This window comes from Streptomyces chromofuscus, from assembly GCF_015160875.1.
Taxonomy (GTDB): Bacteria; Actinomycetota; Actinomycetes; order Streptomycetales; family Streptomycetaceae; genus Streptomyces; species Streptomyces chromofuscus.
Map to the genome: position 1 here is coordinate 1,801,919 of NZ_CP063374.1, position 25,281 is coordinate 1,827,199.

A 25,281-nucleotide genomic window follows, 5' to 3' on the forward strand; every position below is an offset into this window, starting at 1 on the left:
TTGTGCGTTCTACTCAAAGCCGGCAACGGTCGTTGCCTCAGAACTAACACAGTGGACGCGAGCAACTGAGGACAAGCCCTCGGCCTATTAGTACCGGTCAACTCCACACGTTACCGTGCTTCCATATCCGGCCTATCAACCCAGTCGTCTACTGGGAGCCTTACCCCATCAAGTGGGTGGGAGTCCTCATCTCGAAGCAGGCTTCCCGCTTAGATGCTTTCAGCGGTTATCCCTCCCGAACGTAGCCAACCAGCCATGCCCTTGGCAGAACAACTGGCACACCAGAGGTTCGTCCGTCCCGGTCCTCTCGTACTAGGGACAGCCCTTCTCAAGACTCCTACGCGCACAGCGGATAGGGACCGAACTGTCTCACGACGTTCTAAACCCAGCTCGCGTACCGCTTTAATGGGCGAACAGCCCAACCCTTGGGACCGACTCCAGCCCCAGGATGCGACGAGCCGACATCGAGGTGCCAAACCATCCCGTCGATATGGACTCTTGGGGAAGATCAGCCTGTTATCCCCGGGGTACCTTTTATCCGTTGAGCGACGGCGCTTCCACAAGCCACCGCCGGATCACTAGTCCCGACTTTCGTCCCTGCTCGACCCGTCGGTCTCACAGTCAAGCTCCCTTGTGCACTTACACTCAACACCTGATTGCCAACCAGGCTGAGGGAACCTTTGGGCGCCTCCGTTACCCTTTAGGAGGCAACCGCCCCAGTTAAACTACCCATCAGACACTGTCCCTGATCCGGATCACGGACCCAGGTTAGACATCCAGCACGACCAGACTGGTATTTCAACGACGACTCCACAACCACTGGCGTGGCCGCTTCAAAGTCTCCCAGCTATCCTACACAAGCCGAACCGAACACCAATATCAAACTGTAGTAAAGGTCCCGGGGTCTTTCCGTCCTGCTGCGCGGAACGAGCATCTTTACTCGTAGTGCAATTTCACCGGGCCTATGGTTGAGACAGTCGAGAAGTCGTTACGCCATTCGTGCAGGTCGGAACTTACCCGACAAGGAATTTCGCTACCTTAGGATGGTTATAGTTACCACCGCCGTTTACTGGCGCTTAAGTTCTCAGCTTCGCCCCACCGAAATGGAGCTAACCGGTCCCCTTAACGTTCCAGCACGGGCAGGCGTCAGTCCGTATACATCGCCTTACGGCTTCGCACGGACCTGTGTTTTTAGTAAACAGTCGCTTCTCGCTGGTCTCTGCGGCCACCCCCAGCTCGAGCAGCAAGTACTCTCACCAGGCGTGGCCCCCCTTCTCCCGAAGTTACGGGGGCATTTTGCCGAGTTCCTTAACCATAGTTCACCCGAACGCCTCGGTATTCTCTACCTGACCACCTGAGTCGGTTTAGGGTACGGGCCGCCATGAAACTCGCTAGAGGCTTTTCTCGACAGCATAGGATCATCCACTTCACCGCAATCGGCTCGGCATCAGGTCTCAGCCACAAGTACGACGGATTTACCTATCGCACGGCCTACACCCTTACCCCGGGACAACCACCGCCCGGGATGGACTACCTTCCTGCGTCACCCCATCACTCACCTACTAACCGCTTGGTCCGGCGGCTCCACCACTTTCCTTTCCCCGAAGGGTCCGGAACGGCTTCACGGCCTTAGCATCACGATGCTCGATGTTTGACGCTTCACAGCGGGTACCGGAATATCAACCGGTTATCCATCGACTACGCCTGTCGGCCTCGCCTTAGGTCCCGACTTACCCTGGGCAGATCAGCTTGACCCAGGAACCCTTAGTCAATCGGCGCAAACGTTTCTCACGTTTGTATCGCTACTCATGCCTGCATTCTCACTCGTCAACCGTCCACAACTCGCTTACACGGCTGCTTCACCCGGCAGACGACGCTCCCCTACCCATCACAGCAGGCGTTGGCCCTCATGCTGCAATGACACGACTTCGGCGGTACGCTTGAGCCCCGCTACATTGTCGGCGCGGAATCACTAGACCAGTGAGCTATTACGCACTCTTTCAAGGGTGGCTGCTTCTAAGCCAACCTCCTGGTTGTCTGTGCGACTCCACATCCTTTCCCACTTAGCGTACGCTTAGGGGCCTTAGTCGATGCTCTGGGCTGTTTCCCTCTCGACCATGGAGCTTATCCCCCACAGTCTCACTGCCGCGCTCTCACTTACCGGCATTCGGAGTTTGGCTAAGGTCAGTAACCCGGTAGGGCCCATCGCCTATCCAGTGCTCTACCTCCGGCAAGAAACACACGACGCTGCACCTAAATGCATTTCGGGGAGAACCAGCTATCACGGAGTTTGATTGGCCTTTCACCCCTAACCACAGGTCATCCCCCAGGTTTTCAACCCTGGTGGGTTCGGTCCTCCACGAAGTCTTACCTCCGCTTCAACCTGCCCATGGCTAGATCACTCCGCTTCGGGTCTTGAGCATGCTACTGAAACGCCCTATTCGGACTCGCTTTCGCTACGGCTACCCCACCCGGGTTAACCTCGCAACACACCGCAAACTCGCAGGCTCATTCTTCAAAAGGCACGCAGTCACGAGAGCCCGAAGGCTCCGACGCTCCCACGGCTTGTAGGCACACGGTTTCAGGTACTATTTCACTCCCCTCCCGGGGTACTTTTCACCATTCCCTCACGGTACTATCCGCTATCGGTCACCAGGGAATATTTAGGCTTAGCGGGTGGTCCCGCCAGATTCACACGGGATTTCTCGGGCCCCGTGCTACTTGGGTGTCTCTCAAACGAGCCGCTGACGTTTCGACTACGGGGGTCTTACCCTCTACGCCGGACCTTTCGCATGTCCTTCGCCTACATCAACGGTTTCTGACTCGTCCCACGGCCGGCAGACCGTGAAAGAGAGATCCCACAACCCCGCATGCGCAACCCCTGCCGGGTCTCACACACATACGGTTTGGCCTCATCCAGTTTCGCTCGCCACTACTCCCGGAATCACGGTTGTTTTCTCTTCCTGCGGGTACTGAGATGTTTCACTTCCCCGCGTTCCCTCCACACTGCCTATGTGTTCAGCAGTAGGTGACAGCCCATGACGACTGCCGGGTTTCCCCATTCGGAAACCCCCGGATCAAAGCCTGGTTGACGACTCCCCGGGGACTATCGCGGCCTCCCACGTCCTTCATCGGTTCCTGGTGCCAAGGCATCCACCGTGCGCCCTTAAAAACTTGGCCACAGATGCTCGCGTCCACTGTGCAGTTCTCAAACAACGACCAACCACCCATCACCCACCACCGAAGCAGCAGTTCACTGGGGCCGGCAATCCGAAGACAGACCAAACGGCCGTGCCCTCAGACACCCAACAGCGTGCCCGACACCCCTCGCCGACAAGCTTCGCGTTCCACGCCCCAAGGGGCAGTACTAACGCTCTCATCCATCCGAAGTGTGCCGAGTAGTCAACGTTCCACCCATGAGCAACCAGCATCGGACACTCGCCGATGTACTGGCCTCTGACCAAGCCGAAGCCCGGTAAGAAGTGCTCCTTAGAAAGGAGGTGATCCAGCCGCACCTTCCGGTACGGCTACCTTGTTACGACTTCGTCCCAATCGCCAGTCCCACCTTCGACAGCTCCCTCCCACAAGGGGTTGGGCCACCGGCTTCGGGTGTTACCGACTTTCGTGACGTGACGGGCGGTGTGTACAAGGCCCGGGAACGTATTCACCGCAGCAATGCTGATCTGCGATTACTAGCGACTCCGACTTCATGGGGTCGAGTTGCAGACCCCAATCCGAACTGAGACCGGCTTTTTGAGATTCGCTCCACCTCGCGGTATCGCAGCTCATTGTACCGGCCATTGTAGCACGTGTGCAGCCCAAGACATAAGGGGCATGATGACTTGACGTCGTCCCCACCTTCCTCCGAGTTGACCCCGGCGGTCTCCCGTGAGTCCCCAGCACCACAAGGGCCTGCTGGCAACACGGGACAAGGGTTGCGCTCGTTGCGGGACTTAACCCAACATCTCACGACACGAGCTGACGACAGCCATGCACCACCTGTACACCGACCACAAGGGGGCACCCATCTCTGGATGTTTCCGGTGTATGTCAAGCCTTGGTAAGGTTCTTCGCGTTGCGTCGAATTAAGCCACATGCTCCGCCGCTTGTGCGGGCCCCCGTCAATTCCTTTGAGTTTTAGCCTTGCGGCCGTACTCCCCAGGCGGGGCACTTAATGCGTTAGCTGCGGCACGGACAACGTGGAATGTTGCCCACACCTAGTGCCCACCGTTTACGGCGTGGACTACCAGGGTATCTAATCCTGTTCGCTCCCCACGCTTTCGCTCCTCAGCGTCAGTATCGGCCCAGAGATCCGCCTTCGCCACCGGTGTTCCTCCTGATATCTGCGCATTTCACCGCTACACCAGGAATTCCGATCTCCCCTACCGAACTCTAGCCTGCCCGTATCGACTGCAGACCCGGGGTTAAGCCCCGGGCTTTCACAACCGACGCGACAAGCCGCCTACGAGCTCTTTACGCCCAATAATTCCGGACAACGCTTGCGCCCTACGTATTACCGCGGCTGCTGGCACGTAGTTAGCCGGCGCTTCTTCTGCAGGTACCGTCACTTGCGCTTCTTCCCTGCTGAAAGAGGTTTACAACCCGAAGGCCGTCATCCCTCACGCGGCGTCGCTGCATCAGGCTTGCGCCCATTGTGCAATATTCCCACTGCTGCCTCCGTAGGAGTCTGGGCCGTGTCTCAGTCCCAGTGTGGCCGGTCGCCCTCTCAGGCCGGCTACCCGTCGTCGCCTTGGTGAGCCGTTACCTCACCAACAAGCTGATAGGCCGCGGGCTCATCCTGCACCGCCGGAGCTTTCCAACCCCCACCATGCGGAGGAGGCTCGTATCCGGTATTAGACCCCGTTTCCAGGGCTTGTCCCAGAGTGCAGGGCAGATTGCCCACGTGTTACTCACCCGTTCGCCACTAATCCCCACCGAAGTGGTTCATCGTTCGACTTGCATGTGTTAAGCACGCCGCCAGCGTTCGTCCTGAGCCAGGATCAAACTCTCCGTGAATGTTTACCGGTGATCCGGTGACACACACGGGAGCGGAACCGTCGAGCGGAATAAGCCCGACCGTTCACAGCGTCCTCGCTGTGTTTTCTTCAAAGGAACCACGCCCCGGTCTGATGACCGGAGACGGGGTATCAACATATCTGGCGTTGACTTTTGGCACGCTGTTGAGTTCTCAAGGAACGGACGCTTCCTTCGTACTCACCCGAGATACTCTCTCGGGCTTTCCTCCGGGCGCTTCCCTTCGGTGTTTCCGACTCTATCAGAACCTTTTGGTTCCGATTCCCGGTCGGCGGGTTTGTCTTTCGGCCTTGCGGCCTTTCGACATCCACTACGTTAGCCGATTCCCCCGCCCGATTCATAATCGGGTCGCGGATTCGAATTCAGGCGCGCGAACACACCAGAATCGACCCCGCTGAAGGGGCGCTCGTTAGGTAGTGGGTTGGCCGCTCCGGCTGCTGACGATCGCAGTACCCGGTTCAGCGGCTCGGGCTACATTACGCACCTTCGGGGGGCGAGTCAACTGCGGCGGCAGCTCGGCACGTGGGCCCGGTAGGGGCTCACCGCCGGGTCGTTGGCGATCCGGGACCGCCAGGGTGGGCGTCTCCGTCGCCCTCGTCGTCGGCCACTCCGGTGCGGAGGCCATTGCGTGCCTGGTCAGAGGGCATGGGCGTGCCTGTCAGCATGCGCAGAGGGGTGTCGCCGACGGCGCAGGCGTCGGTGCCGTCCAGGGTGCGGTCCGCGTCCAGGGCCGTGGCCAGGCGAGCCGGAACTTTGGCCAGTTCCTTGTCGTTGCGGGCCGAGAGTCGACGGGTGCGCGCCGGCTCGGCGCCCTCGATGATCTCGCCGGCGCGGAGCAGCACGGCGCTCGCCGTGCCGTCGGGACCGCGTGGAGTGTGAGGCACCGGCGGCTGCCGTCCTTGTCGGCAAGGATCTTGTTCAGCTTCCTCCCGAGACACGGCGGCGAAGTCGCCTTCGAACGGAAACGGGATGTGTCCCACTGTCGGCAGTCTCTTCCTGTGAGGCGCACGCGCGTGCGGCAGTGACCCCGCCGGGATGGCGGGACATGTGCCTCCCTTTCGCTGCGGGGGTGGACCATGCACGGATGGCGGGGTCTCTTCACAGGCGGACGCCCAAGCCTTCGGGCCTGGACTCGGTCTCGCGCGGTCGGGAGCGACGGCGGCGACCTGGCCGAGGGATCTGAGATGGAGGGAGGACCCTGTTCAGGGAGCCCTCCCGCGTGGTGCGCACGTCGGCAGTCGCTCGACCGGCGGGACGCGTCACGCCCCACGCTCGCGAACGATCGCGCATCTTCTGACCCACTCCGCACCGACTCACCGGCGGGCCGTGAGGAAGGCGCAGAGCGGCTCAGTTCCCGGCGGGCGGCCTGGCTCTCGGGCTCAGTCGGTACGTCGAGACCGTCGGATCACCGGCGAGGTAGAAGCGGTGCTGCCAGTCGTGGGCTTTGCTTACGCCCACCCGAGGGCCAACCCGGATGAGCGCAGCGGGTACCGGCTCACCCTCGGACATCATGACCGAGGTACCTGCCAGGAGGTCCGCGCCGTTGTGCTCTCCCGTGACGCCGAGCGCCTGGCAGAAGTTCCCCGGACCTCGGGCAAGACGTGGGCTCTCGACCCCCTCCCCTCGCCGCTTGCGTGCCAGGTCCTCCCCCTCGATGACCCTGCCTGCCCGGATGAGGACGGCTGAGGCGATGCCGTCCGTCCCGGTGACGATGTTGGCGCACCAGTGGAGACCGTGGGACCGGTAGACGTACAAGTGTCCTGCGGGTCCGAACATGACGGCGTTACGGGGTGTCCGGCCTCGGTAGGCATGGGAAGCCGGGTCGGCCGTACCGGAGTACGCCTCGGTCTCCGTGATCGCGATGCTCACGGTTCCCTCGGGGGTCTTGCAGGTGAGGACGCTCCCGAGCAGCTTGGGGGCGACCTCTTCGGCAGGATGGGCGAGGAAGTCGACGTTCATGCGGGCCGCCTTGACATGCCGTAGGTGAGGTAGACGTACACATGGCCGGGCGGACCGAACATCACGTCGTTGCGGGGGGTGCCGCCGCGGTAGGCGTGGGAGCCGGGGTCGTTCTGGCCGTCGTAGGCCTCGCCCTCTGTCAGGCGCAGCGCGATCGGACCGTCCGGTGTCGTGCCCACGAGGATGCGGCCGAGGATGTCGGGGGCCACTTCCAGTACGGGCCGGTCGAAGAACTCCCGGGGCAGGAGCGTACGGTCGGGGGTCGCGATCATGCCGTCCGAGGGTAGTGCAGGCGGGTGGGTGCGGCGGGGTGGCGAGGGGGCGTCGGTCTTGCCAGGGTGGGGCCCGGAACCGGTCGTGGCCGGATCGCGTTTGTAGTGATCAGAGACGTAGTGATCGAGGGAGAGACATGGCGTTCAAGAAGCTGCTCGCGAGTCTGGGAGCCGGTGGGGCTTCGGTCGAGACGGTGCTGACCGAGGTCAACGTCGTTCCGGGCGGCGTGGTCCAGGGCGAGGTCCGGATCCAGGGCGGGTCCGTGAACCAGCGGATCGAGGCGCTGTCGGTCGGGTTGCAGGCCAAGGTCGAGGTCGAGGGCCAGGACACCGAGTACAAGCAGGACATCGAGTTCAAGAAGGTGCGTCTCGGCGGTGCCTTCGAGCTCCAGGCGGAAGCGGTGCACGCCGTGCCGTTCGGGCTGGACATTCCGTGGGAGACGCCGGTCACGATGATCGACGGGCAGGCGCTGCGCGGCATGCACATCGGTGTGACCACGGAGCTGGAGATCGCGCGCGCGGTCGACTCCGGTGACCTGGACCCGATCAACGTGCACCCGCTGCCGGCGCAGAAGGCGATCCTGGACGCCTTCATCCAGCTGGGCTTCCGCTTCAAGAACGCGGACCTGGAGCGCGGTCACATCCGCGGTACGCGGCAGCAGCTGCCGTTCTACCAGGAGATCGAGTTCCTGCCGCCGCAGCAGTACCGGGGCCTGCACCAGGTCGAGTTGAGCTTCGTGGCCGACGAGCAGGCGATGGACGTCGTGCTGGAGATGGACAAGAAGCCGGGCCTGTTCAGCGAGGGCAGCGACACCTTCCGTTCGTTCCAGGTGGGGCTGCACGACTACCAGGGCACCGACTGGGTGGCCTACCTCAACCAGTGGCTGTCCGAAGTCGGCAGCAAGCGCAACTGGTTCTAGGCTCGGAAGCCACTGAACCATCCGATCAGGAGGTACCGAGGTGACCGAGCTCAAGAGGCGGCCGCTCCCCCACGACTTCCATCCGCCCGTGCAGTCGTTCACGGTCACGAGCGAGGACGTGCAGGAGGGTGCGACCCTCAAGGACGCTCAGGTCCACGCGGCCGGCAACATCTCACCGCACCTGCGGTGGGAGGGTTTCCCGGCCGAGACCAAGAGTTTCGCCGTGACCTGCTACGACCCGGACGCCCCGACGGGCAGCGGGTTCTGGCACTGGGTGCTGTTCGACATCCCGGCCTCGGTGACGGAGCTGCCGGCGGGTGCGGGCAGCTCGAGGTTCGAGGGCCTGCCGGAGGGCGCCGTTCACGCGCGCAACGACTACGGCACGAAGGACTTCGGCGGTGCCGCGCCGCCGCCGGGGGACGGGCCGCACCGGTATGTGTTCACGGTGTACGCCGTGGACCGGGAGAAGCTCGGCCCGGACGCTGATGCCAGCCCAGCCGTCGTGGGCTTCAACCTGCGGTTCCACACGCTGGGGCGCGCCCAGCTCATCGGTGAGTACGAGGTGCCCGCCGAAGCCTGACGTTCACCGAACGTTTGCCCGCCTCTGGTCTACGAGCGATCGGAGGCGGGCATTTTTGTGGCCAGGGGGCCGCGGGGTCGTACCTCGTGGAGCAGCGGATATTGCGTTGTCCATCTCGGCGTGCACGTCCAGAGTTGATCCCAGCCCGCCAAGGGGTGGGCCGGTGCACACGGGAGGTGGGCTGGTATGCGGGACACGCTGGTACTGAACGCGAGCTTCGAGCCGCTGTCGACGGTGACGTTGAACCGAGCCGTCGTTCTGGTGCTTCAGGACAAGGCCGTCGTCGAGCAGGCCCACCCCGAACTGCGCATGCGCGGAGCCGCGGTCGACATACCGGCGCCTCGGGTGATCAGGTTGTGCAGGTACGTGAGGGTGCCGTTCCGAAGACAAGCGCCGTGGTCGAGGCGGGGTGTGCTGGTGCGGGACCGGCACAGGTGCGCGTACTGCGGTCGTCGGGCGACGACCGTGGACCACGTGGTGCCGCGGTCCCAGGGGGGTCAGGACACCTGGCTGAACACGGTGGCCTCGTGCGCGGAGGACAACCACCGCAAGGCGAATCGGACGCCCGAGGAGGCGGGGATGCCGCTGGTCCGGGAGCCGTTCGAGCCGACGCCGGCGGATGCGATGCTCTTGGCTTTGGCGCAGGACGACTACGAGGCGCTGCCTGAGTGGTTGGCCTCGGCTGCGGCTTGAGAGTTGCGGTGGTTCGTCGGCTGAGGTTGTCTGTGGCTGGTCACGCAGTGCCCCGCGCCCCTGGAAGACGGCGGCGCGGGGACCGACCGGAGTACGGACGCACCCCTAGTCGATGCTCGGCTTCTCCCGGCGTTCCGGGCCCGCGCTGGTGCCGTTGCCCGCCGAGCCCGAATTCCCGCTCTGCGGCGCGAAGTTGCCCATGGCGCCGGAGAGGCCCTTGAGGGCGTCGCCGATCTCGCTGGGAACGATCCAGAGCTTGTTGGCGTCGCCTTCGGCGATCTTCGGCAGCATCTGGAGGTACTGGTAGCTGAGCAGCTTCTGGTCCGGGTCGCCGGCGTGGATGGCCTCGAAGACCGTGCGGACGGCCTGGGCCTCGCCCTCGGCGCGCAACGCGGCGGCCTTGGCCTCACCTTCGGCGCGCAGGATCTGGGACTGCTTCTCACCCTCGGCGCGCAGGATCTCGGACTGCCGGACACCTTCGGCCTGAAGGATCGCGGCGCGCTTGTCGCGGTCGGCGCGCATCTGCTTCTCCATCGAGTCCTGGATGGAGGTGGGCGGTTCGATCGCCTTGAGTTCGACGCGGTTGACGCGGATGCCCCACTTGCCGGTGGCCTCGTCGAGGACGCCGCGCAGTGCGGCGTTGATCTCCTCGCGGGAGGTCAGCGTGCGCTCCAGGTCCATGCCGCCGATGATGTTGCGCAGGGTGGTGACGGTCAGCTGCTCGATCGCCTGGATGTAGCTGGCGACTTCATAGGTGGCGGCCCGCGCGTCGGTGACCTGGTAGTAGATGACCGTGTCGATGTTGACGACCAGGTTGTCCTGCGTGATCACCGGCTGCGGCGGGAAGGGGACGACCTGTTCGCGCAGGTCGATGCGGTTGCGGATGGTGTCGATGAACGGGACGACGATGTTGAGGCCCGCGTTCAGCGTCCGCGTGTAGCGGCCGAAGCGCTCCACGATGGCGGCGCTGGCCTGTGGGATGACCTGAATCGTCTTGATCAGGGCGATGAAGACCAACACCACCAGAATGATCAGGACGATGATGACCGGTTCCATCGTCGCTCCCCGTACCCTTCTCCGCCTCGGCGCGTTCGGCGGATCCGCTGTCGGCGGATCCAGTTGATGCAGATCTTATGGTTGTTGAAGATCTTGCTGGTCGAGTCTGACAGACCGGCGCACGGCAGGTGCGGTGTTCGGCCACCTTGCGTCGGGCGAGGTCACATGACGATCGCCGTGGCTCCTTCGATGTCCACGACGTCGACCTCCTGACCCGCTTCGTAGACGCGGTCGGTGTCGAGGGCGCGGGCCGACCAGACCTCTCCGGCGAGCTTGATGCGTCCGCCCGAGCCGTCGACGCGTTCGAGTACGACGGCCTGCCTGCCCTTCAACGCCTCCACGCCTGTGGCGAGTTGAGGGCGTTGTGCGCGGTGCCGGTTGGCGATGGGGCGTACCACCGCGATCAGGGCGGTGGAGACGACGGCGAAGACCACGACCTGGAAGACGGCGTCACCGCCGAAGATGCCGGCGGTCACCGAGGCCGCGACGGCGCCCACCGCGAGCATGCCGAGTTCGGGCATCGCGGTGATCACGAGCCCGATGCCGAGCCCGGTCGCCGCGACCAACCACCAAACCCACGCGTCGATTTCCACACGGTCATGGTAGGACCGCGGAACGTGCGCGGACAGGGCGCGCGATCAGGTTTGCGACGGGCTTCTCACCCGCGCCTCGGCGGGACTTGGGCGGCTCAGGACAGCGGCAGGCCCTGGGCGGTCCAGCGGTCGCCCACCTGCTCGACGACGAGCGGCAGGCCGAAGCAGCGGGAGAGGTTACGGGAGGTCAGTTCGAGCTCCAGCGGACCGGCGGCGAGGACCTTGCCCTGGCGGATCATGAGGACGTGGGTGAAGCCGGGGGCGATCTCCTCGACGTGGTGCGTGACCATGATCATCGAGGGTGCGATCGGGTCGCGGGCGAGGCGGCCGAGACGGCGGACCAGGTCCTCGCGGCCACCGAGGTCGAGGCCGGCCGCGGGCTCGTCGAGCAGGAGGAGCTCGGGGTCGGTCATCAGGGCGCGGGCGATCAGGGTGCGCTTGCGCTCGCCCTCGGACAGGGTGCCGAACCGGCGCTCCAGGTAGTCGGACATGCCGAGGCGGTCGAGGAAGGCGCGGGCGCGCTGCTCGTCGATCTCCTCGTACTCCTCCTGCCAGCCGGCCGTCATGCCGTACGCGGCCGTCAGTACGGTCTCCAGGACCGTCTGGCGCTTGGGGAGCTTGTCGGCCATGGCGATGCCCGCCACGCCGATGCGGGGTCGCAGTTCGAAGACGTCGACCTTGCCGAGGGTCTCGCCGAGGATGGTGGCGGTGCCCTTGCTGGGGAAGAGGTAGCTGGACGCGACATTGAGCAGGGTGGTCTTGCCGGCGCCGTTGGGGCCGAGGATCACCCAGCGCTCACCCTCCTTGACCGACCAGGAGACCTGGTCCACCAGAGCCCGGCCCTCACGGATCACGGATACGTCCTGAAGCTCCAGAACATCGCTCATGAGCGCGTTGTCTCCCCTTGCAGTGTGGCCGGTCTCGGCTGTCGCGTACGCCTGTGGCTCGGGCGGCCGCGCCGGTGGGCGCAGCCTTCAACGAAATCTACGCCACCGGTCGGCCGGTCCATTCCCTCGGCCCGGTACTTAGGGTGGGAGCATGCTCTCGGAACCGCGCTCTGGACGCCTTGCCGCTTGGGGAAACGCCCTTCTTGCCGGAAATGTCTCTCCGGACGACGCCGTGCTCGCCATCCTGGGTGAGGACGCCGTGCACCGGGTGGAGGGGTTGCCCGGGGAGCCGGCGCCGGTCGGACTGACGCTCGCGCTGGGACGGCTGCGGGCACTGGGGGTGACCGGGCTGCGGGTCGCGCTGCCTGCGCCCGGGCATCCACTGGGGCTGAGCGGGCCGGCGGAGTTCAACGCGCGGGCGCTGGAGGCCGAGGAGGCGGTGATCTGCCACGGGGGTGCGCTGGGGCTGGTGCCCGAGGTGCACGAGGCCGGGCCCGACGGTGACGTACACGTCGAGGTCGTGTGGCACTGCCTGCCGGTGCGGGAGGCGCCGCCCGCAGACGTGCCCTCGCTCGGGGAGGCGGAGCGGGAGCTGGCGGAGGCGCTGCGGGAGGCGACCGAGGTGCTGACGCGGCTGGACGTGGCCGGGTCCGGGCCGGTGGCCGAGGCGGCGATCGACGCCTACCGGGCGCGGGCCGAGCGGGGCCGGGAGGTGCTGGCGCCGGGGTATCCGGGGCGGGCGGTGCGGGTGCTGGAGCTGGCGCAGCGGGTCGGGCTGCTGATCTCGGTGGCGTACGAGAACGGGCACGGAGGCGCGGTCAGCGCCTCGGAGATGGCCGCCAGGGCGGAGGTGCTGCGGCCGGTGGAGCGGACGGCTCGGCGGGCGCAGGTCGCGGCGTACAACTCGATGGTCGAGGAGCGGGAGCGGCGGTGAGGTCGCGTCGCCGTCGCTGAGACGCTGAGGGCCCCGCGAGTCGAGCTCACTCGCGGGGCCCTTCGGCGGGCGGTCGGCGTCAGGCGTGGGGGACGTGGGTCGGGAGCCGACCCACGTGGTCCTGGCCGACGGCCGAAGCGGGGGAAGCTCAGCGGTTGAGGCCGAGGTTGCCGAAGGCCGGGTTCAGCACGCCGACGACGTTCACGCTGTTGCCGACGGCGTTGACCGGAACGTGCACGGGGGCCTGGACGAGGTTGCCCGAGACGACACCCGGCGAGCCCTCGGCCTTGCCGGTGGCCAGCGATCCGTCGGTGGCGGAGGCCATACCGGCACCGGCGGCCACCAGACCACCGGCCACCATCGTCACGGCCGCTGCCTTCTTCAGGTTCTTCACTTCGTAAGCCCTTCTGATGCGATCACCGCGGCCAGTCGCCGCAGCACGCACTGAAGAACGCCGGAGCTCCACGGAGGGTGCGCCATCCGGGGGACATTCCCACGACGGTATGAATCTCAGCCCGGAGCGGAACCTTCCGTATTGCCGTACCGAGCCGTATTGCCGTACCGAGTGCTTTTCTGCCTGTTTCAGCCCGTCACGCCGTGCCGCACGGCCCACAGGGCGGCCTGGGTGCGGTCGGCGAGGTCGAGCTTCATCAGGATGTTCGAGACGTGGGTCTTGACGGTCTTCTCGGAGAGCACCAGCGCGCGGGCGATCTCCCGGTTGGAGCGGCCGTCGGCTATCAGGCTCAGCACCTCGCGCTCCCGCTCGGTGAGCGAACCGGCCCGGCCCTGGCCGGTGTTGGTCTCCTCCTGGGACAGCAGGGCGCCCGCCACCTCGGGCTGGAGCAGGATGTGCCCGGCGTGCACCGAGCGGATGGCGCCGGCCAGCGCGTCCGGGTCGACGTCCTTGTAGACGTACCCGGCGGCGCCCGCGCGCAGGGCCGGGACGACGGTGCGCTGCTCGGTGAAGCTGGTCACGATGAGCACGCGCGCGGGGTTGCCCAGCTCGCGAAGTCTGCGCAGCGCCTCGACGCCGTCCATGCCGGGCATCTTGACGTCCATCAGGACGACGTCGGGCTTGAGCTCCTCGGCGCGGGCGACGCCCTCGGCGCCGTCGGCCGCCTCGCCCACCACCTCGATGTCGTCCTGCACTTCCAGGAAGGTGCGCAGGCCGCGGCGGACCACTTGGTGGTCGTCGACGAGCAGCACCCTGATTGCGTCAGCCACCGGGGACCTCCATTTCGATCATGGTGCCCTTGCCGGGCGTCGACTCCACGGTGAGCGTGCCGCCCACGCCGCCTGCCCGGTCCCGCATGGAGACCAGGCCCAGGTGGCGTCCGGCACGGCGTATCGCGCGGGGGTCGAAGCCGCCGCCGTCGTCCGTGACGCGCAGGACGGCGCCGGTGCCGCGCCTGGACAGGGTCACGTCGACCCGCTCGGCCCCCGAGTGCCGCAGGGCGTTGTGCAGGGCTTCCTGGGCGACGCGCAGCAGCGCCTCCTCCTGGGCGGCGGGCAGGGCGCGCACACCGTGGGCGGTGAACGTCACGCGCGCGCTGTGGGCGCGGTCCAGGACCTGCACCTGCGTGCGCAGGGTGGCCACGAGGCCGTCCTCGTCGAGGGCCGCGGGGCGCAGCTCGACGACCGCGGCGCGCAGCTCGTCGGCGGCCTCGGCGGCGAGCGCGGCCACCTGCTGCAGTTCGCCCTTGGCGCGGGCCGGGTCCCGGTCGACGAGGGCGGCGGCGGCCTGCGCGGTCAGGCGCAGGGAGAAGAGCTTCTGACTGACGGCGTCGTGCAGCTCGTGGGCCAGGCGGGAGCGCTCCTCGGCGATGGTGAGTTCGCGGCTGCGCTCGTAGAGCCGGGCGTTGGTGAGGGCGATCGCGGCGTGCTGGGCGAGGATCGACAGCAGTTCCTCGTCGTCGGCGGTGAAGCCGCAGGTGCCCTCGGGTTTGGGGCAGTTCTTGTTCGCCAGGAAGAGGGCGCCGATGACCTCGTCGCCGTCGCGGATGGGCAGCCCCAGGAAGTCGGCCAGGTCGGGGTGGGCGGACGGCCAGCCCTCGAAGCGGGGGTCCGTGCGGACGTCGGCCAGGCGCTGGGGCTTGGCGTCGCGGAGCATCGCGGCGAGGACGCCGTGCTGGCGGGGCAGCGGGCCGATCCTCTTCCACTGCGCGTCGCTGACGCCGTCGACCACGAACTGCGCGAAACCGCCGTGGTCGTCCGGTACGCCCAGCGCGGCGTACTGCGCGTCGAGCAGCTCACGGGCCGAGGCGACGATCGTCTTGAGGACATCGCGCACCTCGAGGTGCCTGCTCATGGCCAGCAGTGCGGAGCTCACCGCGGCGAGGCCGGACCGGGGACCTTGACTCATGGCTTCCACGCTACCGGCGGGGTGTGACAGCGCGGATCCGACTGGTGACGGCCGCCGCCTAGGTCGCTGGGCCTAGTCCGCCGGTCGTGGACGTGCGGCTTAGGTCGAAGGACCCGGCGCCTTGCGGCCCGCGCCCGAGGCGGGGCGGGGTCCCCGGTTCCTACGTTGAAGGCACGCCGATCGAGCGGCGTCGAGGAGGAGGGGAACGTGTCATGCCGGTAGCGATCATCACGGGGGCGTCGAAGGGGCTGGGGCGGGCGCTCGCCGAGGCCCTGGCAGCGCGCGGATGGGACCTGGTGCTGGACGCCAGGGGCGAGCGGGCGCTGAAGGAGACGGCGGCGGCGCTCACGGCGCACGGCACCCGGGTGGCGGCCCATGCCGGGGACGTCGCCGACGCCGGGCACCGGTCGGAGCTGGTGGCGGCGGCCTGGAGGCTGGGCGGCGTCGATCTGGTGGTGAGCAACGCGAGCGCGCTGGGCGCCGAGCCGCTGGTGCGGCTGGAGCAGCTGCCGCTGGACGGGCTGCGGCGGGCGCTGGAGGTGAACGTGGTGGCCGCGCTGGGCCTGATCCAGGAGGCGCTGCCGCTGCTGCGGGCGTCGCGGCGGCCCGCGGTGATCGCGGTCAGCTCGGACGCGGCCGCCGAGGCGTACGAGACGTGGGGCGGCTACGGGGCGTCGAAGGCGGCCCTGGACCAGCTCGCGGCGGTGCTCGCGGCGGAGGAGCCGGGGCTGCGGGTCTGGGCGGTCGATCCCGGGGACATGGCGACGGAGCTGTACGCGGCGGCCGTACCGGAGGACGACGATCCGCGGCCGGAGCCGGCGCATGTGGTGCCGGCGTTCCTGCGGCTGCTGGAGGAGCGGCCGGCGAGCGGTCGCTTCGGGGCGCCGGCCCTGCTGGAGGGGACACGATGACGCCGGCGCTCGGAGCACCACCGGTGGAGCCCGCGCGCGGGTGGGGGCACGTGCCCGAGGAGCTGTCCGCGCGCGTGCCGGCCGAGCAGCGCGGGCCGGGGCTGAACCGGGATGCCGTACGGCTCCTGGTGTCGCGCGGGACCGAGGTGTCGCACCACGCGTTCGCACGGCTGCCGCGGCTGCTGCGGGCGGGCGACCTGCTGGTCGTGAACACCTCTCCGACGCTGGCCGCGGCCATGGACGGGTGGACGGGGAACGCGCGCCTGGTGGTGCACTTCTCGACGCGCGGCGACGACGGGCGGTGGGCCGTCGAGCTGCGGGACCCGGACGGAAAGGGCACCACGCGCGCGCGTGCGGGCGGTCCGGCGGGGACGGAGGTGCGGTTGCCCGGCGGCGGGCGGCTGGTGCTGGAGGAGCCGCTGAGCGCGCGGGGCGAACGGTTGTGGTGGGCCCGGGCGGCCGGTGCGGAGGTGCGTGAGCTGCTCGACCGGTACGGGCGGCCCATCCGCTACTCCTACACGGAGCGGGATCAGCCGCTGTCCGTGTACCAGACGGTGTTCGCGCTGCCGTCGGCCGACGGGGCGGGCAGTGCGGAGATGCCGAGTGCGGCGCGGCCCTTCACGCCTCGGACGGTGGCCGAGATGGTGAGCCGGGGCATGCAGTTCGCGCCGGTCACGCTGCACACCGGGGTGGCCTCGGCGGAGGCGCACGAGCCGCCGTACCCGGAGCGGTTCGCGGTGCCGGAGACTTCGGCGCGGCTGATCAACGCGGTGCGGGCCGGGGACGGCAGGGTGATCGCGGTGGGTACGACCGCCGTGCGCGCCGTGGAATCGGCCGCGGGGTCGGACGGGGTGGTCCGGGCTGCCGAGGGGTGGACGGATCTCGTGGTCACGCCGGAGCGCGGGGTACGGGTGGTGGACGGGCTGCTGACCGGGCTGCACGAGCCGGAGGCCTCGCATCTGCTGATGCTGGAGGCGGTGGCCGGGGCGGCGGCGGTCGACCGCGGGTACGAGGAGGCGCTGCGCCACCGCTACCTGTGGCACGAGTTCGGGGACGTGCACCTCCTGCTTCCGGCCGAGACCGGTCACACAGAGCATTGCGCAAGCAACTGCTGGTGAGTCTTCCCTGTCGGAGGTGTGAGGCCGCACATAGGGCGCACGTCACGTACGAAGGGCGATAGGAGACAAATGAACCCCTGGCGAGCGGGAATGACGGTCTGATCTGTCCCGTTTTGCCCTCACCTGATCCACTACCGGGCTTAGTAGATCACACCTTTGCGACGGGTTTTTGCGGCCGCTAAGAATGGCTGCGTCGCTCAGCGCCGCGGGTTGTCGCCCGCGGCGTTCGTGCGGGAAGCACCTGTCCCCCGCCGGACGTGAGCGACCTCCGCGCTATTCGAAGAGGTCCATCACCCATGCCCCAGCACATTTTCCGCGACCGTGGCCGCGCCCTGGCCGGCAACGCCAAGAACAAGATCGCTCTCGCCGGTGTGGCCACGCTCGGCGCCGCGGCCCTCGCGTTCACCACGGCGCCCTCGGGCGGGCAGACCACGACCGCCGAGGCCGCCTTCCCGGCGAACGTCGCCTACAGCTCCGAGCCGGTCAAGGTGGTCACGACCGGCATCACCGACCAGTTCGCCGACGCCGGTCTGAAGGTCGAGGCCCTCGCGGCGAAGAAGAAGGCCGCCGCCGAGGCCGCCGCCGCCGAGGCCGCCGCCAAGAAGGCCGCCGCCGAGGCCGCCGCGAAGACGGCCGCCGCGCAGGCCGCCGCCGAGAAGAAGGCGGAACAGCGCCGCCAGGAGAAGGCCGCCGCGAACCGGTCCGCCGAGCGCATCGAGTTCGAGACCGTCGCCGCCAAGTCCTACGCCAACAACCTCGACGGCTGGATCCGCGAGGCGCTGTCCATCATGAAGGCCAAGGGCATCCCGGGCTCCTACCACGGCCTGCACAAGAACATCATCCGCGAGTCCTCGGGCAACCCGAACGCGATCAACAACTGGGACATCAACGCCCGCAACGGCATCCCGTCCAAGGGCCTGCTCCAGGTGATCCCGCCGACCTTCCAGGCGTACCACGTGCCGGGCACGTCCTGGAACATCTACGACCCGGTCGCCAACATCGCCGCCGCCGCCAACTACGCGGCCGACCGGTACGGCTCGATCGACAACGTCAACAGCGCGTACTGAGGTCGGCGCGGACCTCTTCCCGCACGTCGCGGTCGACGAACGCCGAAGGGCGGCACCCCTGTGACGGGGTGCCGCCCTTCGGCGTCGGCACGCAGGCGACTACTTGCGCATGACCTCCGGCTCGTGGCGGCGCAGGAAGCGGGCCACGAAGAAGCCGCAGATCACGCCGAGCGCGATCAGGGCGACCATGTCCAGGGTCCACGCGCCGACCGTGTGCTCCCACAGCGGGTCGTTGCTCTCGCCCTTGGCGGGCGGGCTGATGTTGTTGAAGTCGAGCGTGGCGCCCGCGGCGGCGACCGCCCAGCGCGACGGCATCAGGTACGAGAACTCGTTGACACCGACCGAGCCGGCCAGGGGGAACAGACAGCCGGTGAACACGACCTGGACGATCGCGAACATGACCAGCAGCGGCATGGTCTTCTCGGCGGTCTTCACCAGAGCCGAGATGATCAGGCCGAACATCATCGCGGTGAAGCCCAGCGCCATGATCGGAATGCACAGCTCCAGCAGGATCTGGCTGCCGAGGATCAGCCCCTCGTCCGGGATGGTGCGGCTGGAGAAGCCGATGACGCCGACCATCAGGCCCTGGAGCACGGTGATCAGGCCGAGCACGAACACCTTGGACATCAGGTACGCGGACCGGGACAGGCCGGTCGCGCGCTCCCGCTCGTAGATGACCCGTTCCTTGATCAGCTCACGGACGGAGTTGGCGGCACCGGCGAAGCAGGCGCCCACCGCGAGGATCAGCAGGACGGTGAGGGCCGTGCCGTTGGCGACAGGCTTGCCGGTGTTCGGGTTGATCTCCGTGTTGACCAGGAGGTCCTTGCCGGAGTCGATGAGCAGGCTCACCGAGCCGAGGACGAGCGGCAGGATGACCGTCAGGGCCAGGAAGCCCTTGTCCGAGGCGATGACCGAGACGTAGCGGCGCACCAGCGTGGCGAACTGCGACACCCAGCCCTGCGGCTTGGGCGGCTTCATCGCCTGCATGGCCGGCATCGGTACGGCCTGCGGGGCGACGGCGTCGATGTCCGCGGCGTACATCTGGTAGTGCTGCGAGCCCTTCCAGCGGCCCGCCCAGTCGTAGTCGCGGTAGTTCTCGAAGGCGGAGAAGACGTCGGCCCAGGTGTCGTAGCCGAAGAAGTTCAGCGCCTCCTCGGGCGGGCCGAAGTAGGCGACCGCGCCACCCGGGGCCATCACCAGGAGCTTGTCGCACAGGGCCAGCTCGGCCACGGAGTGGGTGACCACGAGGACCGTACGGCCGTCGTCGGCGAGGCCGCGCAGCAGCTGCATGACATCGCGGTCCATGCCCGGGTCGAGGCCGGAGGTCGGCTCGTCGAGGAAGATCAGCGACGGCTTGGTCAGCAGCTCCAGGGCCACGGACACACGCTTGCGCTGGCCGCCGGACAGGGAGGTGACCTTCTTGTCCTTGTGGATGTCGAGCTTCAGCTCGCGCAGCACCTCGTCGATGCGGGCCTCGCGCTCGGCGGCCGTGGTGTCGGCCGGGAAGCGCAGCTTGGCCGCGTACTTGAGGGCCTTCTTGACGGTCAGCTCCTTGTGCAGGATGTCGTCCTGCGGCACCAGGCCGATGCGCTGGCGGAGTTCGGCGAACTGTTTGTACAGGTTCCTGTTGTCGTACAGGACTTCGCCCTGGTTGGCAGGCCGGTAGCCGGTCAGCGCCTTCAGCAGGGTCGACTTGCCGGAGCCGGACGGGCCGATGACCGCGATCAGCGACTTCTCGGGGACGCCGAAGGAGACGTCCTTGAGGATCTGCTTGCCGCCGTCGACCGTGACGGTCAGGTGCCGGGCGGAGAAGGACACCTCACCGGTGTCGACGAACTCCTCCAGCCGGTCGCCGACGATCCGGAACGTCGAGTGGCCGACGCCCACGATGTCGGTGGGGCCGAGCAGTTGGGAGCCGCCCTTGGGGATCGGCTGACCGTTGACGTACGTGCCGTTGTGCGAGCCGAGGTCGCGGATCTCCATGCGCCCGTCGGGCGTCGAGTGGAACTCGGCGTGGTTGCGCGAGACCTGGAGGTCGGAGACGACCAGGTCGTTCTCCAGGGCACGGCCGATGCGCATCACGCGGCCGAGGGAGAACTGGTGGAACGTGGTCGGGCTGCGGTCGCCGTAGACCGGTGGTGCCCCCGCCGCACCACCGGGGCCCTGCTGCTGCGGAATCTGCGGCTGCTGCCGGCCGGCCTGCGGCGCCTGCTGCTGCGGCGCCTGCTGCGACCAGCCCGGATTCGCGCCCTGCGCGGCCAACGGCTGCTGCTGCGGCTGCGATTGGGGCGTCACGGCGGCCGCGGCGCCGGACAGGCTCACCTGCGGTCCGTCGGTCGCGTTGCCGAGGTGGAGGGCCGAGCCGGGCCCGATCTCCGTCTGGTGGATCCGTCGGCCGTGCACGAACGTGCCGTTGGTGCTGCCATGGTCCTCGATGACCCAACTGCGGCCGTTGAAACTGACCGTGGCGTGCCGCCAGGACACCCTGGCGTCGTCGAACACGATGTCTCCCTGCGGATCGCGTCCGAGTGTGTAAGCCCTGGACGGGTCGAGCGTCCAGGTCCGTCCATTGGTTTGCAGTACGAGTTCCGGCACTCCATGCCCCACTGAGTTGTCCCCCGAGTTACCCCCGTCGCAGGGAGTCTAGGGATGTCGAACATCGGGGGGAACTATTTCAGGAGCGGCCCTCTGACCAAAAGTCGGGCCTTGTGAAGACGGCGTACGGACATGTCTCCGTGCGCCGTTGACGGGGTGGAAACCAGCCCGGAGAGTGGTAATCCCACGCGAGAGGGACATGCGCGGCGGCGACACCGTGCCGCGGATCGGGGGGTCTGCCGTGAGCGTCGAGAAGGCCGGATACGGCACGAGGTTGCCCTGGGTCGACATCCTGCTGTCCGCGATCGCCTCCGTGAGCTGGGCGTTGATCGGGATGGCGGCGACGGCGGCGCTCGGACTGCGCCTGCTGGAGGCCGACTCGGCCGGTTCGCTGGGGCCGATGACCGCGGCGGTGGTGGCCCTCGGGGCAGGTGGTTCCGTCACACCGTCCGGCGATCTGTCGGCGTTCGGACTGACCGGCGCGGAGGCCACCACGGCCATCGAGATCACGCCATTGGGCGTGAGTCTGGTCGGCGCTCTCCTGCTGTCCTGGTTCTTCCTACGGTCCCTGCGCGCGGCGGGAGTTGTGGTCGCGGCCTCCGAACTGCTCGCGCGCGCCGGTGCGGTGGCCGCGCTGTTCGTGGCGACGCTGGGCGGACTGGCATGGGCCGGGCACGACGTCGTCACGATCGACGGGGGCGCGCTCGGTCTGGACGACCTGCCCGGCGGCTCGGGTTCCGGGGGCCTCGAGATTCCCGGGCTCGGTGACGTCGGGGACGTCGGGGGGCTGCTGCCGGACCGGGTCGGCGACCTGGTGGACGCGGAGGCGGCGGTGGGCTTCGCCGTCGATCCCGCGCCGACGCTGCTCGGCGGGCTGGGCTGGGCCGTCGGCGTGCTGCTGATCGCGCTGCTGGCCTCCCGCCGCACTTCCCTGCCCCGCGGCTGGGAGGCCGTGCACCGGGGGGTACGGCCGGCCGTTTCGGCGCTGGTCACGGTGGTGCTGGTGGCGGTGGTGGCGGGGCTCGCGGCGGCGGCGTACGCGGCGATCGGCGACGACCACCCCGGGCGGATCGCGGGCGCGGCGCTGCTGGGCGCCCCGAACGGGGTGTGGCTGGGCGTTCCCCTCGGCCTGTTCGTGCCGTGGCACGGCGAGGCGTCGGGGGCGCTCACCCGCTTCCTGCCGGATCCGCTGGACGACCTGCTCGTCGACTCGGACCAGCAGGTCACCCTGGGACGGCTCGCGGAGTTGGACGGGCGGCTGTGGCTGCTGGGCGTGGCGGCGGCCCTGATGATGCTGCTGGCAGGGGTTCTGACGGGGGTGCGGACGCCGGTGACGGGTGCGCGGGGGGCGGTGACGGGTGCGCGGGGGGCGGTGACGGGTGCGCGGGGGGCGGTGACGGCCGCGCGGGGGGCGGTGCGAGGGCCGTCCGGCACGGGTGCGGGGTGCGTACGGGGTCCGGCTGCGCTGTGGTTCGCCGGGTGGTGCGCGCTGCGGCTCGGGTGCGTCACCGCGGTGGCGTTGCCGCTGCTCGGGTGGCTGACGGAGGTGTCAGTGGACGCCTCGCTGTCCGTCCTGGGGTTCGACGCGTTCGGTGCCGGGATCGAGTTGCGCTCCGACCTTCCGGCCGCGCTGCTGCTCGGGGCACTGTGGGGGGCGGGCGCCGGGGCGGTCGGGGCACTGCTGGCGTGTGCGGCCGGGGCCGCCGGGCGACGGGCGGCGCCGGCGGCACTCAGTGACGCGGCGGCCGGGGTGCGGGGGCACGGGGAGACCTCGGGGCCGTACGTGCCGAGCACGCCGTACCGGCCGCCGAACCCCGACACCAATCCGTACCTGCGGCTGCCCGACGGCCTGCGGGAGCCCGAGGACGCACGGCCACCGGGCGCGGCGGCGGGCGGGGGCGACGGATGGGCGAGCGGGGGTGACCCCGCACGCGCGGCGGGCGGCGGACGGGCCGGGGGTGACCCCGTACCAAGGGCAGGCGGTGACGGGCGGGCGATCGGCGGCGACCACGTGCGGGGGCCGGGCAGCGAGCACGGACGGGCTGCCGGGAGCGACCACGCGCGAGCGGCGGAGGGCGACGACGTGTACGGGGCCCCCACGGTCGCCCGGCCCTTCGAGCCGCCGCCTCCCCGGTCACGGTCGGGCGCGCCGGGGGCCTCGTCGCCCGGAAGGCGGCCCCCGGGGTCGCCTCCGCCGGAGGACGGCCCACCGCCACCGGGGCCTCCGCCTCCTGGTCCGCCGCCTCCTGGACGACCCGGGCGGGGGCGGTGAGTCGGGGATCCTTAGGGGGGTGCGGGGGGGGCGGCGTCGGGGGCGAACTGTCAGGCGCTCGCCACCGGAACGACATCCAGGGTTATCGAGTGTTCCGTGTCCGCCAGGCGGACCTCGCAGGCGGTCGGCACTCCGTGCCGGTTACCGTGGGAACACCATGAGCGCTTCGCAGACCTCTGACGTCCCCACTCTCCTTGTCAAGATCTTCGGCAAGGACAGGCCGGGCATCACGGCCGGACTCTTCGACACCCTCGCCGCCTACTCCGTCGACGTGGTCGACATCGAGCAGGTCGTGACGCGAGGCCGGATGGTGCTGTGCGCGCTCGTGACCGAGCCGCCCCAGGGCCTGGAAGGCGAGCTGCGGGCGACCGTCCACAGCTGGGCGGAGTCGATGAAGATGCAGGCCGAGATCATCTCCGGCCACGGCGACAACCGGCCCCGCGGTCACGGCCGGTCCCTGGTGACGGTGCTCGGGCATCCGCTCACCGCCGAGGCGACCGCCGCGATCGCCGGCCGGATCACCAAGGCCGGCGGCAACATCGACCGTATCTTCCGGCTCGCCAAGTACCCGGTGACTGCGGTCGAGTTCGCGGTGTCCGGCGTGGAGACCGAGCCGCTGCGCACCGCCCTGGTGACCGACGCGGCGGCACTCGGCGTGGACGTGGCGGTTGTCGCGGCGGGCCTGCACCGGCGCGCTCAGCGCTTGGTCGTGATGGACGTGGACTCGACCCTCATCCAGGACGAGGTGATCGAGCTGTTCGCCGCGCACGCCGGCTGCGAGGCGGAGGTCGCCGAGGTGACGGCGGCCGCGATGCGCGGGGAGCTGGACTTCGAGCAGTCGCTGCACGCGCGCGTGGCGCTGCTGACGGGGTTGGACGCGTCGGTGGTGGACAAGGTGCGCCGTGAGGTGCGGCTGACGCCGGGCGCGCGCACGCTGATCCGCACGCTGAAACGACTCGGCTACCAAGTGGGGGTCGTATCCGGCGGGTTCACCCAGGTCACCGACGACCTCAAGGAGCGGCTTGGCCTGGACTTCGCGCAGGCCAACACGCTGGAGATCGTCGACGGCAGGCTGACCGGCCGGGTCACCGGCGAGATCGTGGACCGGGCGGGCAAGGCGCGGCTGCTGCGCCGGTTCGCCGCGGAGGCGGGCGTACCGCTGTCGCAGACGGTGGCGATCGGTGACGGCGCCAATGACCTCGACATGCTGAACTCGGCCGGCCTCGGGGTCGCCTTCAACGCCAAGCCGGTGGTCCGGGAGGCGGCGCACACCGCGGTGAACGTGCCGTTCCTGGACACGGTCCTCTATCTGCTCGGTGTCACCCGCGAGGAGGTCGAGGCGGCGGACGCGCACGAGGAGGACTGAGTCCTCCGCGCGTCCGGACCCGCGAGGACACGCGCTCGGACCCGAGACGACGCCCGGACGTGAGGGGCCCGGCACCGCACGGTGCCGGGCCCCTCACGTGCGCGGTGGGTCACTCGGAGGGGGCCCAGTAGTCCAGCAGGGTGGCCACGCCGGGTTCCAGGGACTTCCAGGAGCCGGTGAAGGACAGCACGGCGAAGGCGGCGGCCGGGAAGCCGCGGCGGCTCATCCGCTCGCGGGCGGCGCCGTCGGCCGAGCCGGACAGCACCTCGGCCAGGCCCTGCACGCCGGGGTTGTGGCCGATGAGGAGGACGTTCTGCGCGTCGTCCGGCGTCTCGTTCAGCACGGCGATCAGCTCGCCCGGGGAGGCCTCGTAGACCCGCTCCTCGTAGACGGTTTTCGGCCGCTGCGGGAACTCCTGGACGGCGAGCTTCCACGTCTCGCGGGTCCGGGTCGCGGTGGAGCAGAGGGCCAGGTCGAAGGAGATGCCGGAGTCGGCCAGCTTGCGTCCGGCGACGGCGGCGTCCTTTCGGCCCCGCTCGGCGAGCGGCCGCTCATGGTCGTTCACCTGCGGCCAGTCGGCTTTCGCATGCCGGAAGAGGACAATCCTGCGGGGGTCAGCGACGCTCATGAGATCCAGCTTCGCATGAAACAGGCCATGAGGC

18 protein-coding genes, 2 rRNA genes and 2 pseudogenes are annotated in these 25,281 nt (G+C 68.4%); 9 read left to right on the forward strand and 13 right to left on the reverse strand.

From position 1 onward, the window contains the following. Positions 1–67 precede the first annotated feature (67 nt). The 5 genes and pseudogenes from IPT68_RS08150 to IPT68_RS08170 form a co-directional block, all read right to left on the reverse strand. A 23S ribosomal RNA gene (locus tag IPT68_RS08150) occupies positions 68–3,180 on the reverse strand. A gap of 313 nt (positions 3,181–3,493) precedes the next feature. After that, positions 3,494–5,016 (reverse strand): 16S ribosomal RNA (locus IPT68_RS08155). Together the 16S and 23S rRNA genes form the textbook arrangement of a ribosomal RNA operon. A 516-nt stretch (positions 5,017–5,532) precedes the next feature. Beyond that, positions 5,533–5,900: pseudogene (locus IPT68_RS08160) on the reverse strand (DNA-3-methyladenine glycosylase); the annotation flags it as partial. 481 nt (positions 5,901–6,381) lie between these two features. Continuing rightward, positions 6,382–6,993, reverse strand: coding sequence for a DNA-3-methyladenine glycosylase (locus tag IPT68_RS08165; RefSeq protein WP_189701898.1), 612 nt, complete (start codon positions 6,991–6,993; stop codon positions 6,382–6,384). 14 nt (positions 6,994–7,007) lie between these two features. Further along, positions 7,008–7,265: pseudogene (locus IPT68_RS08170) on the reverse strand (DNA-3-methyladenine glycosylase); the annotation flags it as partial. A gap of 137 nt (positions 7,266–7,402) precedes the next feature. Here IPT68_RS08170 and IPT68_RS08175 point away from each other — a divergent pair. From IPT68_RS08175 to IPT68_RS08185, 3 genes are all read left to right on the forward strand, one after another. Then, a complete protein-coding gene (locus tag IPT68_RS08175) occupies positions 7,403–8,185 on the forward strand; it encodes a sporulation protein (protein ID WP_189701897.1) in 783 nt (260 codons plus the stop codon). Between the two features lie 40 nt (positions 8,186–8,225). Next, complete coding sequence (locus IPT68_RS08180; RefSeq protein ID WP_189701896.1) at positions 8,226–8,765, forward strand: YbhB/YbcL family Raf kinase inhibitor-like protein; 540 nt, start codon at positions 8,226–8,228, stop codon at positions 8,763–8,765. A gap of 186 nt (positions 8,766–8,951) precedes the next feature. Continuing rightward, positions 8,952–9,458, forward strand: a complete 507-nt coding sequence (locus tag IPT68_RS08185) for an HNH endonuclease (protein ID WP_189701895.1) — start codon at positions 8,952–8,954, stop codon at positions 9,456–9,458. Between the two features lie 105 nt (positions 9,459–9,563). Here IPT68_RS08185 and IPT68_RS08190 read toward each other — a convergent pair whose 3' ends face one another. The 3 genes from IPT68_RS08190 to IPT68_RS08200 form a co-directional block, all read right to left on the reverse strand. After that, positions 9,564–10,514 carry an SPFH domain-containing protein gene (locus tag IPT68_RS08190; RefSeq protein WP_189701894.1) on the reverse strand — a complete coding sequence of 317 codons (951 nt, stop codon included), beginning with the start codon at positions 10,512–10,514 and terminating at the stop codon, positions 9,564–9,566. Positions 10,515–10,675: 161 nt separating this feature from the next. Next, positions 10,676–11,107, reverse strand: coding sequence for an NfeD family protein (locus tag IPT68_RS08195; RefSeq protein WP_189701893.1), 432 nt, complete (start codon positions 11,105–11,107; stop codon positions 10,676–10,678). A gap of 95 nt (positions 11,108–11,202) precedes the next feature. Then, positions 11,203–11,994 carry an ABC transporter ATP-binding protein gene (locus tag IPT68_RS08200; protein WP_189701892.1) on the reverse strand — a complete coding sequence of 264 codons (792 nt, stop codon included), beginning with the start codon at positions 11,992–11,994 and terminating at the stop codon, positions 11,203–11,205. A gap of 151 nt (positions 11,995–12,145) precedes the next feature. Between IPT68_RS08200 and IPT68_RS08205 the strand changes: the two genes are divergently transcribed. After that, positions 12,146–12,928, forward strand: coding sequence for a hypothetical protein (locus tag IPT68_RS08205; protein ID WP_228040316.1), 783 nt, complete (start codon positions 12,146–12,148; stop codon positions 12,926–12,928). A 148-nt stretch (positions 12,929–13,076) separates the two neighbouring features. Here the strand turns inward: IPT68_RS08205 and chpE are convergent, their stop codons facing one another. From chpE to IPT68_RS08220, 3 genes are all read right to left on the reverse strand, one after another. Next, complete coding sequence (gene chpE, locus IPT68_RS08210) at positions 13,077–13,322, reverse strand: chaplin ChpE (protein WP_189701890.1); 246 nt, start codon at positions 13,320–13,322, stop codon at positions 13,077–13,079. 188 nt (positions 13,323–13,510) lie between these two features. Beyond that, complete coding sequence (locus tag IPT68_RS08215; protein ID WP_189701889.1) at positions 13,511–14,152, reverse strand: response regulator; 642 nt, start codon at positions 14,150–14,152, stop codon at positions 13,511–13,513. Then, a complete protein-coding gene (locus IPT68_RS08220) occupies positions 14,145–15,290 on the reverse strand; it encodes a GAF domain-containing sensor histidine kinase (protein ID WP_189701888.1) in 1,146 nt (381 codons plus the stop codon). The genes IPT68_RS08215 and IPT68_RS08220 overlap by 8 nt, the downstream gene beginning before the upstream one ends. Positions 15,291–15,502: 212 nt before the next feature. Here IPT68_RS08220 and IPT68_RS08225 point away from each other — a divergent pair, with 212 nt between their 5' ends. The 3 genes from IPT68_RS08225 (at position 15,503) to IPT68_RS08235 (ending at position 18,386) form a co-directional block, all read left to right on the forward strand. Further along, a complete protein-coding gene (locus IPT68_RS08225) occupies positions 15,503–16,201 on the forward strand; it encodes an SDR family NAD(P)-dependent oxidoreductase (protein WP_189701887.1) in 699 nt (232 codons plus the stop codon). After that, positions 16,198–17,319: an S-adenosylmethionine:tRNA ribosyltransferase-isomerase gene (locus tag IPT68_RS08230; protein WP_189701886.1), complete on the forward strand. Its 1,122-nt coding sequence runs from the start codon at positions 16,198–16,200 to the stop codon at positions 17,317–17,319. Before IPT68_RS08225 ends, IPT68_RS08230 begins: the two co-directional genes overlap by 4 nt. A gap of 296 nt (positions 17,320–17,615) precedes the next feature. Next, positions 17,616–18,386, forward strand: a complete 771-nt coding sequence (locus IPT68_RS08235) for a transglycosylase SLT domain-containing protein (RefSeq protein WP_189701885.1) — start codon at positions 17,616–17,618, stop codon at positions 18,384–18,386. A 99-nt stretch (positions 18,387–18,485) separates the two neighbouring features. On the opposite strand, the gene IPT68_RS08240 is transcribed toward IPT68_RS08235, so the two are convergent. Continuing rightward, positions 18,486–20,981, reverse strand: coding sequence for an ABC transporter ATP-binding protein/permease (locus IPT68_RS08240; RefSeq protein WP_189701884.1), 2,496 nt, complete (start codon positions 20,979–20,981; stop codon positions 18,486–18,488). A gap of 199 nt (positions 20,982–21,180) precedes the next feature. On the opposite strand from IPT68_RS08240, the gene IPT68_RS08245 reads away from it, so the two are divergent. Both IPT68_RS08245 and serB read left to right on the forward strand, forming a co-directional pair. Continuing rightward, positions 21,181–23,253, forward strand: coding sequence for a streptophobe family protein (locus IPT68_RS08245; protein WP_189701883.1), 2,073 nt, complete (start codon positions 21,181–21,183; stop codon positions 23,251–23,253). 157 nt (positions 23,254–23,410) lie between these two features. After that, positions 23,411–24,619 (forward strand): phosphoserine phosphatase SerB, encoded by a 1,209-nt coding sequence (gene serB / locus IPT68_RS08250; protein WP_189701882.1) that lies wholly within the window; start codon positions 23,411–23,413, stop codon positions 24,617–24,619. Positions 24,620–24,728: 109 nt separating this feature from the next. Here serB and IPT68_RS08255 read toward each other — a convergent pair whose 3' ends face one another. Beyond that, on the reverse strand, positions 24,729–25,247 hold the full coding sequence (locus IPT68_RS08255) for a SixA phosphatase family protein (RefSeq protein ID WP_189701881.1): 519 nt from the start codon (positions 25,245–25,247) through the stop codon (positions 24,729–24,731). Positions 25,248–25,281: the final 34 nt, after the last annotated feature.

Bases quoted from the DNA above. Each gene is read 5' to 3' on its own strand.
- IPT68_RS08220 (WP_189701888.1), bottom strand. From the start codon at position 15,290: ATGAGTCAAGGTCCCCGGTCCGGCCTCGCCGCGGTGAGCTCCGCACTG.
- IPT68_RS08165 (WP_189701898.1), bottom strand. From the start codon at position 6,993: ATGAACGTCGACTTCCTCGCCCATCCTGCCGAAGAGGTCGCCCCCAAG.
- IPT68_RS08245 (WP_189701883.1), top strand. From the start codon at position 21,181: ATGCGCGGCGGCGACACCGTGCCGCGGATCGGGGGGTCTGCCGTGAGC.
- IPT68_RS08205 (WP_228040316.1), top strand. From the start codon at position 12,146: ATGCTCTCGGAACCGCGCTCTGGACGCCTTGCCGCTTGGGGAAACGCC.
- IPT68_RS08225 (WP_189701887.1), top strand. From the start codon at position 15,503: ATGCCGGTAGCGATCATCACGGGGGCGTCGAAGGGGCTGGGGCGGGCG.
- IPT68_RS08190 (WP_189701894.1), bottom strand. From the start codon at position 10,514: ATGGAACCGGTCATCATCGTCCTGATCATTCTGGTGGTGTTGGTCTTC.
- IPT68_RS08255 (WP_189701881.1), bottom strand. From the start codon at position 25,247: ATGAGCGTCGCTGACCCCCGCAGGATTGTCCTCTTCCGGCATGCGAAA.
- IPT68_RS08185 (WP_189701895.1), top strand. From the start codon at position 8,952: ATGCGGGACACGCTGGTACTGAACGCGAGCTTCGAGCCGCTGTCGACG.
- IPT68_RS08230 (WP_189701886.1), top strand. From the start codon at position 16,198: ATGACGCCGGCGCTCGGAGCACCACCGGTGGAGCCCGCGCGCGGGTGG.
- IPT68_RS08175 (WP_189701897.1), top strand. From the start codon at position 7,403: ATGGCGTTCAAGAAGCTGCTCGCGAGTCTGGGAGCCGGTGGGGCTTCG.
- IPT68_RS08200 (WP_189701892.1), bottom strand. From the start codon at position 11,994: ATGAGCGATGTTCTGGAGCTTCAGGACGTATCCGTGATCCGTGAGGGC.
- IPT68_RS08235 (WP_189701885.1), top strand. From the start codon at position 17,616: ATGCCCCAGCACATTTTCCGCGACCGTGGCCGCGCCCTGGCCGGCAAC.
- serB (WP_189701882.1), top strand. From the start codon at position 23,411: ATGAGCGCTTCGCAGACCTCTGACGTCCCCACTCTCCTTGTCAAGATC.